The sequence below is a fragment of the Streptomyces sp. NPDC001410 genome (assembly GCF_042895235.1).
In the GTDB taxonomy this organism is placed as follows: Bacteria; Actinomycetota; Actinomycetes; order Streptomycetales; family Streptomycetaceae; genus Streptomyces.
The window spans coordinates 14,352-27,228 of the sequence record NZ_JBIAWE010000013.1 but is presented as its reverse complement, the minus strand read 5'-3'; the positions used below and the strand labels follow the sequence as shown (position 1 = coordinate 27,228).

Below are 12,877 nucleotides of genomic sequence, written 5' to 3'. Positions count from 1 at the left end.
AAGAAAAGCCCCTTTTGGGGGCGTTCTCTCGTATGGGTTGGACGCTGCTGATGGTGGCACAGGGTGCATTGATTAGTGAAATAGCTACACTCGGTCATGTTGATCGGAGGGAGTTATCAGTGACCATCAGTAACGGCAAGCGGAGGCAGCCGAGCCTCGCGCAGCTGCGTGCCTTCGCCGCCGTGGCCGAGCATCTGCACTTCCGGGACGCGGCGGCCGCGATCGGGATGAGTCAGCCCGCCCTGTCCGGCGCGGTCTCGGCGCTGGAGGAGACCCTGGGTGTGACCCTCCTTGAGCGTACGACCCGCAAGGTGCTGCTCTCGCCCGCCGGCGAGCGGCTGGCCGTACGGGCGAAGGCGGTGCTGGACGAGGTCGGGGCGCTGCTGGAGGAGGCCGAGGCGGTCCGGGCGCCGTTCACCGGTGTGCTGCGGCTCGGGGTGATCCCGACCGTCGCGCCGTACCTGCTGCCCACCGTGCTGCGCCTGGTGCACGAGCGGTACCCGCAGCTCGACCTCCAGGTGCACGAGGAGCAGACCGCGAACCTCATCGACGGCCTCAACTCCGGCCGGCTCGACCTGCTGTTGCTGGCCGTCCCGCTCGGTGTGCCCGGGGTCGTGGAACTCCCGCTGTTCGACGAGGACTTCGTGCTCGTCACTCCGCTGGACCACTGGCTCGGCGGCCGCGAGGGGATCCCGCGCGAGGCCCTGAAGGAACTCAACCTGCTGCTCCTGGACGAGGGTCACTGCCTGCGCGACCAGGCCCTGGACATCTGCCGGGAGGCGGGGCGGGCGGATGCGCCGGTCAGCACCACGGCCGCCGGGCTCTCCACCTTGGTCCAGCTCGTCGCGGGCGGCCTCGGCTGCACCCTGCTCCCGCGTACCGCCCTCAAGCTGGAGACCACCCGCAGCAGCCAGTTGCTCACCGGCTCCTTCGCGGAGCCCGCCCCGAGCCGCCGTGTCGCCCTCGCCATGCGCACCGGCGCGGCCCGCGGCGCGGAGTACGAGGAGCTGGCGACCGCGCTGCGCGAGGCACTGCGTCCGCTGCCCGTGCGGGTGTGCGAGCGAGGTGTCTGAGGGCCGGGCGTCCCCGCCCCGAATCGATCAAATGAGCTTTCGGTAAAGCGAGTTGGACGGCATCAAACGTCAACTTCCGCCAGCTCGGGACAGGTCGGAAAGGCCTGACCGGAATATGCCTACGAACTGATACACATACCCCCTCAGTGCGACGCGTCACGCGTCTGTGCGAAGAGCCAAGGGGAGTGATGTCGGACGTTCGGGACGCCCTGGGCCGTGTCGGCTACGACCGGCTGGCGCACGCCCTCACGGCCTGCGAGCACGCGGAGTTCACCGGAGAGCTGCGGGTGTCCGGCCGGCCCGGCGGCACCTTCCACCTACGGGACGGACTCGTGGTGGCTGCCGAGAGTCCCGGTTCCCCCGGCCCGGAAGTGCTGTTGCTGCGCACCGACCGCATCGGCGCCGAGCGGTGGGCCGAGCTGGTGCGGGAGTCCGACGGAGCGCGCTGGCCGGCCGCGGCGCTGGTCGCCCGCGGCTACGCCGGGGCCGCTCAGCTCAGGGTGGTGTGCGTGATGGCGCTCCACGACGCCGCCTTCGCCATCGTCGCGGGCCGGGTGGACGGCTGCGAACGCATCGTCGGCACCGAACCGCACGCCCCCGTCACCGTCGGCGAGACCCCGGCCCGGCTGGTGCAGGACGCGGCCCGCAAGCTCGCCGCCCTCGCCACCCTGCCGTACCCGGTCGGCCCCGACCGGGAACGCCCGCTGCCCGCCGCACCGACCGGCCGCCCGCTCACCGCGCTGCAACAGGAGCTGCTCGCCCACGCCGACGGCCGCCGCACCCCACGTGACCTGGCCTTCTGTGTCGGCCGGGGCGTCTACACCGTCACGGTGGAGGTCGGGCGGATGCTCGCCGAGGGGTTCCTGGAATGCGCCGACGCGCCCGCGGAGATCCCGGTCCGGCTGCCCCCGGAGGCACGGGTACGGGCCGTACGGCACCGCGAGCCACCGCCCGAGCCGCCCCCCGTGCCCACCGTCCTGCCGCGCCGCGACCCCGGCGCCAGCGGCATCACCGAAGCCCTCGCCCCGCCCAAGAACGGGGCGAGCTGGAAAGGGTTCTTCCGGCTACGGCACACAACCGCCGAGTGAGAGGGGCGGACGGCCCGCCGCGACGGCTGAACCCGATCAAAGAACAAGGGAGTTCCACCAGATGAATCGTGAAGCGCTGGCGCTGGAGATGCGCGGGCTTCGGGAACAGGTGACAGGCATCACCGACACCGCCGTCGCGGCCGCCGACGGCCTGCTCATCGCGGCCGACACCGCCGAGTCGATAGACCCGGAGGGGCTCGCGGCGCTCGCCGCGGCCGGTCTCGGCCTCGCCCGCCGTACCACCCAGGCCACCTCGCGCGGGGTGCTGCGGCAGACGGTGGCCTACGGCAGCCACGGCTGTGCCGCGTTCTACGCCGTCGGCGACACGGCGCTGATGGTCGTGCTCGGTGACGAGGGACTCGACCTGGAGAGCCTGAACCAGGTGACCCGGCCGGCCCTCGACCGCATCGGCTCGATCCTCACCGAGAAGACCACCGAAGGAGTGTGAAGGGATGGCGACGAAGCGTATGACCCCGGGTTTCTCCGACCAGGTGATGAGCCTGGTCAAGACGCTCCGTTCGAACGCGCCCGACTGCGTCGCAGCCGGCGTGGTCGACATGTCCACCGGCATGCTGTTGTCGTACGAGACCGTGGACAACCACCCGCCCGAGGTCCTGGACCTGCTGGCCGGGGCCACCCTCGACCTGTTCCAGGGGCGTACGGTCGTGATGATCGAGGACATCTTCAAGGAGCGCCGCGGGGCCCCCGGCGACACCCACTTCTTCCAGGAGATCCTCGTCAACAGCGACAACCTCACCCACCTGTTCGTCAGGATGAACGAGCAGCAGGACGTCGTCGCGGTCGTCGTCTGCCGTAAGTCGGTGAACGTCGGCATGCTGCTGGCCCAGGCGCGCAGGGTGGTGCGCGAGCACAGCCTGTGAGGAAGCGGACATGGGCCCCTCCCGGCGGGGAAGGGCCCATGGGGTGGGCCTGCTACTCGGTGCGCAGGCCCTCCGGGCGCATCAGCCGCCACAGCGGCGGCAGGCTGAGCAGGGTGACCACGAGGACGACCGTCGCACCGATGCCGCTCATCGTCAGCACGCTCGCCCAGTCGACGCCCACCGTCGCGCCCACCATCTTCAGCAGCACCGCGCCCAGCGTCAGCCCCACGGTCGAGGCGAGCAGCAGGCCGAGCGCGATCGGGATCACCGTCTGCCACAGCACCGACAGGCTCAGGGTGCGCCGCCGGGTGCCGAAGGCGACCAGTGCCGACAGCAGCTTCTTGCGCTCGCGCAGCTGCTCCAGCTGGGACACCAGCAGGCTCGCGCCGATCAGCACCAGCACGCAGGTGGCACCGACGAGCAGGCCGGTCCGGATGGAGGTGAACTTCGTGGACTCCTCGGTGGACGACCACACGATCGTGTCCGCCAGCGGGTCGATCCGGGCCGCCGTGTTGCGGACGTACTCGTGCACGTCCGGCACCGACTCGTCCAGCGACAGGTACACCTGACCGCTGACCAGGCCGGCCATCCGGTGCGGCACGGCGGCGGGGGTCATCAGGAAGCCGCTGTCCGTGTAGTCGTTCGGGCCCTTGGTCGCGCGGACCTGCTTCAGGCCGCTCGGCACGGACCAGACGAAGTCCGGGCCCTTGGAGAAGCCGTCGCCGGTGTCGAAGTAGAGCTTGCGGCCCGGCCTGGCGAGCTTCGCCGCGTCGGCGTCCATGCCCTTGTCGCCGCCCCGCGCCACGAAGACGTCCCCGTCGTGGCAGGAAGTCAGCCGCGCCACCTCGCGCAGCGCGGCGCAGTCGCCGACGGTCACGCTCGTGGAGGCGCCGGGTCCGCTCTTGCTGTTCCAGCTCCGGTCGGCGACTTCGAGGACGCCGAGCGCGGTGGCCTTGCGTACGCCCTTGGTGGCGGAGAGCTTCTCTGCGGCCGAGACGAACGCGCCGCCCCGCACATTCTGGACCTGCATCTGCGTCCGCTCGACGTTCTGGCCGGTGACCTTGGTGTAGTCGCTCTCGACGCCCGAGAACAGCATCTGCAGGGCGACCGCACCGGCCACCGCGACCGCGATGCCGTTCACCATGCGGGCCGCCGAGCCGCTGTTCAACTGCAGCCGCCGTACCGCCAGTTGCCAGGCGACATTGCCGGTGCCGAGCCGGGCGACCACGGCCTCGACGACCCACGGCAGCAGCGCGGTCACGCCGACGAGCAGCAGCAGGACGCCGCCGATCACCAGGTACTGGTTGAAGTCGCCGTTCGAGCGGCCCTGGCCGATCATCGGGGCGAGCATCGCGAGGCCGCCCAGCGGCAGCAGCAGCCGCCACCACAGCCGGCGCCGCGAGGGCTTGGCCGTGCGGACCACGCCGAGCGGCTCGATGACCACCCCGCGCATCGCGAACAGGGTGACCAGCACCGCTGCCGCCGGGACGGTGACGGCGACCAGCAGGGCCAGCGCGGGCGTCGGGTTGAGATAGCTGGGGAACACGCTGATGCCCAGGATCTCGACCGAACCCGCGAGATGACGGCCCAGCAGGAAGAAGACGGTGCCGAAGACCAGCCCGACCAGGGAACCCGCGAGCGCCTCGCCCGCGGCGATCCGCCGGGTCATCCGGCTGTCGGAGCCGACCAGCCGCAGCGCGGCCAGCCTGCGGTCGCGCCGCTCGCCGCCGAACCGTACGGCCGCGGCGATGAACACGGCGACCGGCATCAGCAGCACCACGAACACGACCAGCACCAGCAGGATCAGCACGGGGTCCGTCTTGTCGGGCGGGCTCGGATGCGGATTCCCGAACGCGTTGATCCGGGCCGTCTGCCAGCCGTCGATGCGCGGTGCCAGGTTCTTCGCGCCGGCGTAGTAGGCGAGTTCGTGCGAGCCGATGAGCCCGGGCTCGCCGATGGTCCCGACCACCCGGTACGGCAGCCGCCCGCGCAGCAGCTTCCCGTCGGAGGAGTCGAGCAGCCGCTTCAGCGCCGGGGAGACGACCATGTCGCCCGGTGCCGGGTACTTGGCCAGGCCCGGTGCGAGCGGCGCCCGCGGACCCTCGGGCTCCACCAGACGGCCGCGGATGTCGGAGCCGTGGTAGTTCGAGTTGGCGTCCGAGATCACCAGGGTGTCGGCGGCCTTCGGCTTGTGCTTCCGGTCGTAGGTGTAGTCCAGGCGGGCCTCGTCGCGCTCGTGCCGCACCGCCAGGGCGTTCGGTATGGCGGTCGTGAGCAGCAGCAGCGCGACGCCGAGCCCGACGCCGACCGCCGTCAGCAGCACCCGGACCCAGCCCTCGCGTCCGCCGCTGACGGCGAACCGGCCCCCCATGGCCAGATCCCTGGACCACTTGGAATAAAGAGGGGCGGCGCGAAGCGCCTCGGGTAGGGCGGTGGTGGGCGACGGGCGGGCGTTCATATGGCCCGCTCCATGTCGCGGGACTTCCCGTCGCGTACGACGATCTCGCGGTCGGAGTAGGCGGCCACCCGCGCCTCGTGCGTGACCAGCACCACGGCCGCGTTGGTCGAACGGGCCGCGTCGGTCAGCAGCTCCATCACGCGCTCGCCGTTGAGGGAGTCCAGCGCGCCGGTCGGCTCGTCGGCGAACAGCACCCGGGGCCCGGTGACCAGCGCCCGCGCCACCGCGACGCGCTGTCCCTGACCGCCGGAGACCTCACCGGGCCGCTTGCCCTTGAGGTTGTCGACCTCGAGGCGCTCCATCCAGCCCAGTGCCGTCTGCTCGGCCGCCTTGCGGGAGGTCCCGTTCAGCCGCAGCGGAAGCGCCACGTTCTCCACGCAGGTCAGCTCCGGTACGAGCTGCCCGAACTGGAAGACGAAGCCGAACTCGGAGCGCCGGAGCGCACTGCGCTGGGCGTCGCTCATCGTCGCGAGTTCCTGCCCGTTGTACGTGATCGAGCCCGAGTCCGGCGGCACGATCCCCGCGAGGCAGTGCAGCAGCGTCGACTTGCCGGACCCGGAGGGGCCCATGATGGCGACGACCTCGCCGGGGTGGATGGAGAACCCGGCGCCGTCGAGCGCGACGGTCGGCCCGTACGCCTTGCGCAGGTCCTGGGCTATGAGCAGGGAACCCGGAGGAGGAATCACTTGGCCACCTCCGCACGGAGCTTGTCGAGGCGTGCGGCGGTCAGCTCCAGCCAGCGCAGGTCCGCCTCCAGGTGGAACAGCGCGTGGTCGCAGATCAGCTGGTCCGCGAGGTCGCCCTTGCGCTTGCGGTCGGTCAGGATCCGCATGCTGCGCAGGTGCTCGGAGCGCTGGGTGTCGAGGACGTCGGCCGCGTTGCGGTGGGTCAGCAGTGCCAGGACGACCTTGGTGTAGAGGGTCGACTGGAGGTACTCCTCCGGCTTCTCCGGGGTCGCGAGCCACCGCTCGACGTCCGTGATGCCGGCGTCGGTGATGGCGTACCGCTTGCGCTCGGGCCCGCCGCCCGTCTCGATCCCGTCGACCTCCACGAGGCCGTTCTTCAGCAGCCGGGACATCGTCGAGTAGACCTGGCCGTAGTGCAGCGGCCGGTCCTGACCGAACTTCTCGTCGAAGGCCCGCTTCAGGTCGTAGCCGTGCCGGGGGCCGGACTCCAGGAGTCCTAGAAGGGTGTGACCGATGGACATGGCAGCACTCTACACACGGTGTATACGCACCATGTATACGCGGAGTGTGTAGATCATGGCGTGGGGTGCGCGAAGGGTGTGGAACGGCAGGTGGGGGCCGATTGTCATGGTTCCGTAACGACAACCGGCCCGTCCGGCGTTTGAGGACGAGACCGTTCAGACCGACGGGGGTTCGGGGGCGGAGCCCCCGGGCGGCCGGCCGCGGCGCGGCAGCGGCCCCGTCTCCTTCGGCAGCCGCCCGGCGTCGGCCAACGCTTTGCGCAGTAGGAACTCGATCTGCGCGTTGGCCGACCGCAGCTCGTCCCCGGCCCACCGCGCCAGTGCCTCGTACACCGACGGGTCCAGCCTCAGCAGCACCTGCTTGCGCTGCTGAGGCCGACGCTGAGGGGCTGAACCCCCGGAGGGAACCGTCACTGGTAGAGGGTCCCGGTGTTCAGGACCGGCTGGGGGGCACGGTCTCCGCACAGCACCACCATCAGGTTGGACACCATCGCCGCCTTCCGTTCCTCGTCCAGCTCCACGATGTCCCGCTCCGCTATCCGGGCGAGCGCCGCCTCCACCATGCCGACCGCGCCGTCCACGATCTGCCGCCGGGCCGCGACCACCGCACCGGCCTGCTGCCGCTGGAGCATCGCCGAGGCGATCTCCGGAGAGTACGCGAGATGCGTGAAGCGCGACTCGATGATCCGCACTCCGGCCGCCTCCACCCGGGCCTGGAGCTCGACGGCCAGCCGCTCGGTGATCTCCTCGGCGTTGCCGCGCAGCGAGAGGCCGTCCTCCTCGTGGGCGTCATACGGGTACTCGATGGCGATGTGCCGGACGGCCGTCTCGGTCTGGGTGGCGACGAACTCGGCGTAGTCGTCCACCTCGAACACCGCCTGGGCGGTGTCCTGGACCTTCCAGACCACGACCGCGGCCAGCTCGATCGGGTTGCCGTAGGCGTCGTTGACCTTCAGTACGGCGGTCTCGTGGTTGCGCACCCGGGTGGAGATCCGGGTTCGCGAGGTGAAGGGGTTCACCCAGCGCAGGCCGTCCTGCCGGATCGTGCCCCGGTACCGGCCGAAGAGCTGCACGACCCGGGCCTCGCCGGGCGCGACCGTGTTCAGGCCGCGCATCGCGATGACCGCGGCGAGGAAGACGAGGATGCCGCCGGCGATGAGCCCGCCCTTGGCGCCGGGCGCGGTGACCGCCGAGGCGGTGGCGAGCAGGGCGGCGGCGGTGCCGAGCCCGACCAGGCCGAGGAGCAGGGCGAGCCCGCCCCCGATGCTGTGTGCCTGGAACTCCCGCACGCGTGGCGCGGGCATCTCGGGTACGTCGGCGGTCGCGGATACGTCATGTGCGGACATGGGTGGATCCCCCGTTCTGGTCATGCCTAGCTTCGGTCTAGCTAAGTGATATCACATTACGTCCGAAGGCAACCTTGGGCCAGTGATAACCGTCGGTTCCTTTGGGGCGGGTGCTGATTGTCACGTCCGTAAAAGAGCGGATCAGACGCCCTTTGTCATATAGACGGGTGTTAGCTTTCTGAGCTGACCCCGAGAGGAAGCGGAGCGTACAGAGCCATGGGACGAGCGGAAGAGAGACGAGCGCGGCAGCGCGGTCACCGCGCGGCGTCGCCCAAACGCCGCCGCTCCGCCCCCGCAGCCGGTGCCAAGCCCGCCAAGGGTCGAATACGCCGGCTGTTCACCTGGAAGAAGATGCTCGGCACCTTCCTGGGCCTGTGCCTGCTGGGCATCGGCGGCTTCATCGTGCTGTACCTGGTCGTCGACGTCCCGCAGGGCAACGCCGCCGCCAAGCAGGAGAGCAACGTCTACAAGTACAGCGACGGCTCGGTCCTGGCCCGCGTGGGCGAGGTCAACCGCGAGAGCGTGGACCTGGACAAGGTGCCCAAGCCGGTCCAGCACACCTTCGTCGCGGCGGAGAACAAGACCTTCTACCACGACTCCGGAATCGACGTGAAGGGCCTGGCCCGAGGCCTGGTCAACACGGTGACCGGCCGGGGCACCCAGGGCGGCTCGACGATCACCCAGCAGTACGTCAAGAACTACTACCTCAACCAGGATCAGACGGTCACCCGCAAGCTCAGGGAGATGGTCATCTCCCTGAAGGTGGACCGCCGGCTGACCAAGGACCAGATCCTCGCGGGTTACATCAACACCAGCTACTACGGCCGCAACGCCTACGGCATCCAGGCCGCGGCGCAGGCCTACTACCAGAAGGACGCGGCCGAACTGAGCGTCCAGGAGGGCGCCTACCTCGCCGCGCTGCTCCAGGCGCCGAGCCAGTACGACTGGGCGGTCGCCGGTCCCGTGGGCAAGAAGTTGGTCGAGCAGCGGTGGAACTACGTCCTGGACAACATGGTCAAGCAGCACTGGCTCGACCCCGCCGAGCGGCAGGCGATGAACTTCAAGAAGGAAGCGATCCCCGACGACCCCAAGGGGACGCCCGGTGAAGAGGGCCAGAAGGGCTACCTGGTCCGGCTCGCCAACCAGCAGCTCGAGCAGCAGCTCATGAAGCAGCAGGGGCTGACGCAGTCCGAGGCGGAGAATGCGGTCGTGGACCGCGGCTGGACCATCACCCTGAACATCGACAGGAAGAAGCAGGCCGCGCTGGAGAAGGCGGTCAAGTCCCAGCTGACCAGCAAGCTGAACGCGAAGAAGCGCAAGGTCGACGGCAACATCCAGGCCGGCGCCGTCTCGGTGAACCCCAAGAACGGCAAGATCGTCGCCCTGTACGGCGGTCAGGACTACTTCAAGCACTACTTCAACAACGCGACGCGCCGCGACTACCAGCCCGCCTCGACGTTCAAGCCGGTCATCCTCGCCGCCGCGCTGGAGAACAACGCCACCACGCAGACCGGCAAGCCGATCGCCGCGAACACCGTCTACGACGGCACCAGCGGCCGCCAGGTCGTCGACCACGGCAGCAAGGTCGGCTTCGGCCCGCCGAACGAGGACAAGGTCGACTACGGACCCATCACCGTCCAGAAGGCGATGAACCAGTCCGTCAACTCCGTCTTCGCCCAGATGGGTGTCGATGTGGGCATGACCAAGGTGATGGACACGGCCAAGCAGCTCGGCATGGACACCGACGGCATGCAGGCGGTGCCCGCGCAGACGCTGGGCTCGATGGGGGCCAGCCCGCTGGAGATGGCCGGCATCTACGCCACGTTCGACAACCACGGCTACAAGGTGACGCCGGGCATCCTCAAGTCGGCGGTGCAGAAGGACCGTTCGGTCGACATCCCCGACCCGCTCGGCAGCCAGGTCATCAGCCGCACGGCCGCCGACACGGTGACCTCCGTGCTGACCGGCGTGGTCGACGACGGTACGGCCAAGAGGAACGTGGCGAACAACCCGCTGCGCAACGGCCAGCAGGTGGCGGGCAAGACCGGTACCTCCGACGAGAACAAGTCAGCCTGGTTCACCGGCTACACGCCCGACCTGGTCACCTCCGTCGGCCTGTTCGGCGAGGACAACAAGACCAAGGCCCACGTGTCCATGATGGGCGCCACCGGCCTGCTCCTGCCCCCCGGTCGGATCAACGGCGGCACCTATCCCGCGCAGATCTGGGCGGCGTACACCTTCGGCGTCACGGACCAGGCCAAGTTCGACCTGAACACCACTCAGGGCGCGGCCGTCCAGCCGACGGACACGCCGACGTACAGCCAGAGCCCGTCCCAGACCCCGTCGAACACCCCGAGCAGCGCTCCGCCGACGTCCACGACCCCGTCCACGACGCCGACGCAGACGCAGAGGCCGACCCAGACGCCGACCACCGGCGCCCCGACCACGGGGACCCCGACGACCGGGGCCCCGACCACCGGGACGCCGACGGGCGACGTCACGGGCGGCCCGCTCGGCAACGGCGGGACCGGCGGCCAGTAGAGTCCGCGCACGGAAAGGGCGCCCGGGGACTCCCCGGGCGCCCTTCGCGTCGTACCGGACCGGCCCTCAGACCCGGTTCAGCTCGAACCAGACCACCTTGCCGGTGCTCAGCCGGGTCGCACCCCATCGCCGGGCCAGCCGGTTGACCAGGTACAGCCCGCGGCCGTTCTCGTCCGTGGCCCGGGCCTGTCGCAGCCGCGGCAGCTGGGGGACGTCGTCGCCGACCTCGCAGCGCAGCACGTCGGTGCGCAGCAGGCGGAGCGTGACCGGCCGGGAGGCGTAGCGCACGGCGTTCGTGACCACCTCGCTGACCAGCAGCTCCACCGAGTCCGTCAGCTCCTCCAGGTCCCAGCGGGCCAGCGCGCGGCGGGCCAGCCGACGGGCCTGGCCGGGGGCCGTCTCCCCCGGATCCAGGGACCAGTACGCCACGTCGCTCGGCGCGATCCCGTCGAAGCGGGCCGCGAGCAGCGCGATGTCGTCGTCCCGGTCGCCCGGGCCGAGCATGTCCAGCACCTCGTCGCACAGGGCCTCAAGGGGCGGCGGATGGTCCGGACCGGTCAACTGGGCGGTCGCGGCGAGCCGTTCGCGCAGTTGCTCTATGCCGGTCCACACGTCCCGCAGCCGGGACTCCACCAGGCCGTCGGTGTACAGCAGCAGCGTGGCCCCGGCCGGCGCGTCCAGCTCGACCGCCTCGAAGTCCACCCCGCCGACGCCGATCGGCGCGCCCGGCGGCACCCTGAGCACCTCCGCGCGGCCGCCCAGGTGCAGCAGAACGGGCGGCGGATGACCGGCGTTGGCGATGGTGATGCGATGCGTGACCGGGTCGTAGACGGCGTACAGGCAGGTCGCCATGCGGTCCGTGCCCAGCCGCTGCGCCTGCTCGTCCAGGTGGTGCAGCACCTCCTGCGGGGGCAGGTCGAGCCCGGCCAGGGTCTGGGCCGTGGTGCGCAGCTGGCCCATGATCGCCGCCGAGGTCATGGAGTGGCCCATGACGTCGCCGACCACCAGCGCGACCCGGCTGCCGGGCAGCGGGATCGCGTCGTACCAGTCGCCGCCCACCCGGGCGGTCTCCGCGGCCGGCAGATAGCGCGAGGCCAGCCGCACCCCGGTCGGGCGGGGCAGGGTCTCGGGCAGCATGGTGCGCTGCAGCTCGTCGGCGATGTAGGCCTCCCGGCCGTACAGCACCGCCTTGTCGATGCCGAGCGCGCTGTGCGTGGCGAGCTGGGCGGCCACCAGCAGGTCGTCCGCCTCGAACGCCGGCCGCTCCGGGCGGCGCAGGAACAGCGCCGCGCCGATCACCCGGCGCCGGCCGCGCAGCGGCGCGAGGATCGCGTGCTGTCCGCTCGGTACGACCGCCTCGCCGCCCTCGCCGAGCAGCTCGGGCAGCGCGGCCCGGGCGGCGGGCGCGTCGGCGAACACCGGCCGCACCCCGCGCAGCACCTCGTTCAGGGCGCCGCCCGGGCGCACCTCGCACAGCTCGCTCGTCAGCGACGACAGTTCGGAGAGCGCCGACGACTCGGGCTCCGGCTCCGGGAACGGCGGGAGCAGCAGGCCCTCGGTGTCCCGTTCGTCCGGTATCCGGTCGGTACGGCGCAGCCGCAGCACCACCGGGCCGGTGGGCCGCTCGTCACCGACCGGCAGCGGGTCGCGCAGATAGACCAGGATCGCGTCCGAGAACGTCGGCACGGTGGCGCGGCACAGCCCCATCACGATCTCGTCCAGATCGATGCCACGGGCGATCCGCCGGGTCGCCGCGCCCACGAACCTGAGCCGGTCCCCGTCGCGCCGCATCGGCATCGGCCGCCCCGGCGGTAGTCCCCGCCCGGTACGGCGATCCTGGCCGCCCGGCGCCCGCTCCTCCTCGGCGCCCGGCTGCGGCGGAATGGCTTCCGGCGCGGGGCGCGGGCGGTGGGTGTCCGGTTCCGCGGTGGCGGGCTGGGAGTGCTCCGGGCCGTTGACTGGGGGCTCCTTCCCCTTGTTCCCCTTGCCGCAGGGCGCGGTCGTCCCCGGGCCGGAGGGCGGTCCGTCCGCCCGGGCCTGTGCCGGTAAGGCCGAGGTGCCGTGCGGCTTCGGGGTACGCAAGAGCGCCCCGCGGGCCTCCGCGGGGTCGGCGCCCGGCTGCGGGCGCTCGTAGGAGGTGGGGTGCTCCGTCACGCGTGTCGAATCCATCCGTCCGGGGCTGCGCGCCGGGCGCGCAGATGGTCCCGCCGAAGTCCCGATACCCGGAATACGTGCCCCAGGAACGGAATTCCGGCGTGGTCAGAGGTCGTTCCTGTGCCGTCG

11 protein-coding genes are annotated in these 12,877 nt (G+C 71.0%); 5 read left to right on the top strand and 6 right to left on the bottom strand.

Annotation, left to right across the window (positions count from 1 at the left end; all coding sequences use genetic code 11):
* Positions 1 to 119: 119 nt before the first annotated feature.
* The 4 genes from ACFY3C_RS27485 to ACFY3C_RS27470 all read left to right on the top strand — a co-directional run bounded on the left by ACFY3C_RS27485 (position 120) and on the right by ACFY3C_RS27470 (position 3,042).
* The gene (locus tag ACFY3C_RS27485; RefSeq protein WP_386579341.1) at positions 120 to 1,073 is read left to right on the top strand and encodes a LysR substrate-binding domain-containing protein; all 954 of its coding nucleotides are present in this window, start codon (positions 120 to 122) and stop codon (positions 1,071 to 1,073) included.
* A 188-nt stretch (positions 1,074 to 1,261) separates the two neighbouring features.
* Positions 1,262 to 2,161: a MarR family transcriptional regulator gene (locus tag ACFY3C_RS27480; RefSeq protein WP_390772612.1), complete on the top strand. Its 900-nt coding sequence runs from the start codon at positions 1,262 to 1,264 to the stop codon at positions 2,159 to 2,161.
* A gap of 61 nt (positions 2,162 to 2,222) precedes the next feature.
* Positions 2,223 to 2,609 (top strand): roadblock/LC7 domain-containing protein, encoded by a 387-nt coding sequence (locus ACFY3C_RS27475; RefSeq protein WP_386579345.1) that lies wholly within the window; start codon positions 2,223 to 2,225, stop codon positions 2,607 to 2,609.
* A 4-nt stretch (positions 2,610 to 2,613) separates the two neighbouring features.
* On the top strand, positions 2,614 to 3,042 hold the full coding sequence (locus ACFY3C_RS27470; RefSeq protein WP_386579347.1) for a hypothetical protein: 429 nt from the start codon (positions 2,614 to 2,616) through the stop codon (positions 3,040 to 3,042).
* Positions 3,043 to 3,094: 52 nt separating this feature from the next.
* Here the strand turns inward: ACFY3C_RS27470 and ACFY3C_RS27465 are convergent, their stop codons facing one another.
* The 5 genes from ACFY3C_RS27465 to ACFY3C_RS27445 form a co-directional block, all read right to left on the bottom strand.
* Positions 3,095 to 5,413 (bottom strand): ABC transporter permease, encoded by a 2,319-nt coding sequence (locus tag ACFY3C_RS27465; RefSeq protein ID WP_390772611.1) that lies wholly within the window; start codon positions 5,411 to 5,413, stop codon positions 3,095 to 3,097.
* An 83-nt stretch (positions 5,414 to 5,496) separates the two neighbouring features.
* On the bottom strand, positions 5,497 to 6,186 hold the full coding sequence (locus tag ACFY3C_RS27460; protein WP_386579351.1) for an ABC transporter ATP-binding protein: 690 nt from the start codon (positions 6,184 to 6,186) through the stop codon (positions 5,497 to 5,499).
* On the bottom strand, positions 6,183 to 6,707 hold the full coding sequence (locus ACFY3C_RS27455) for a PadR family transcriptional regulator (RefSeq protein WP_386579352.1): 525 nt from the start codon (positions 6,705 to 6,707) through the stop codon (positions 6,183 to 6,185). The genes ACFY3C_RS27460 and ACFY3C_RS27455 overlap by 4 nt, the downstream gene beginning before the upstream one ends.
* A gap of 156 nt (positions 6,708 to 6,863) precedes the next feature.
* Entirely contained in the window at positions 6,864 to 7,121 is a 258-nt protein-coding gene (locus tag ACFY3C_RS27450) for a hypothetical protein (RefSeq protein ID WP_386579354.1), read from the bottom strand.
* Positions 7,118 to 8,053, bottom strand: coding sequence for an SPFH domain-containing protein (locus ACFY3C_RS27445; protein ID WP_390772610.1), 936 nt, complete (start codon positions 8,051 to 8,053; stop codon positions 7,118 to 7,120). The genes ACFY3C_RS27450 and ACFY3C_RS27445 overlap by 4 nt, the downstream gene beginning before the upstream one ends.
* A 216-nt stretch (positions 8,054 to 8,269) precedes the next feature.
* On the opposite strand from ACFY3C_RS27445, the gene ACFY3C_RS27440 reads away from it, so the two are divergent.
* The gene (locus ACFY3C_RS27440) at positions 8,270 to 10,594 is read left to right on the top strand and encodes a transglycosylase domain-containing protein (RefSeq protein WP_390772609.1); all 2,325 of its coding nucleotides are present in this window, start codon (positions 8,270 to 8,272) and stop codon (positions 10,592 to 10,594) included.
* 66 nt (positions 10,595 to 10,660) lie between these two features.
* Here the strand turns inward: ACFY3C_RS27440 and ACFY3C_RS27435 are convergent, their stop codons facing one another.
* Positions 10,661 to 12,763 (bottom strand): SpoIIE family protein phosphatase, encoded by a 2,103-nt coding sequence (locus ACFY3C_RS27435; protein ID WP_386579359.1) that lies wholly within the window; start codon positions 12,761 to 12,763, stop codon positions 10,661 to 10,663.
* Between the last annotated feature and the right edge of the window lie 114 nt (positions 12,764 to 12,877).

Bases quoted from the DNA above. Each gene is read 5' to 3' on its own strand.
- ACFY3C_RS27480 (WP_390772612.1), top strand. From the start codon at position 1,262: ATGTCGGACGTTCGGGACGCCCTGGGCCGTGTCGGCTACGACCGGCTG.
- ACFY3C_RS27475 (WP_386579345.1), top strand. From the start codon at position 2,223: ATGAATCGTGAAGCGCTGGCGCTGGAGATGCGCGGGCTTCGGGAACAG.
- ACFY3C_RS27470 (WP_386579347.1), top strand. From the start codon at position 2,614: ATGGCGACGAAGCGTATGACCCCGGGTTTCTCCGACCAGGTGATGAGC.
- ACFY3C_RS27465 (WP_390772611.1), bottom strand. From the start codon at position 5,413: ATGGGGGGCCGGTTCGCCGTCAGCGGCGGACGCGAGGGCTGGGTCCGG.
- ACFY3C_RS27455 (WP_386579352.1), bottom strand. From the start codon at position 6,707: ATGTCCATCGGTCACACCCTTCTAGGACTCCTGGAGTCCGGCCCCCGG.
- ACFY3C_RS27445 (WP_390772610.1), bottom strand. From the start codon at position 8,053: ATGTCCGCACATGACGTATCCGCGACCGCCGACGTACCCGAGATGCCC.
- ACFY3C_RS27440 (WP_390772609.1), top strand. From the start codon at position 8,270: ATGGGACGAGCGGAAGAGAGACGAGCGCGGCAGCGCGGTCACCGCGCG.
- ACFY3C_RS27435 (WP_386579359.1), bottom strand. From the start codon at position 12,763: ATGGATTCGACACGCGTGACGGAGCACCCCACCTCCTACGAGCGCCCG.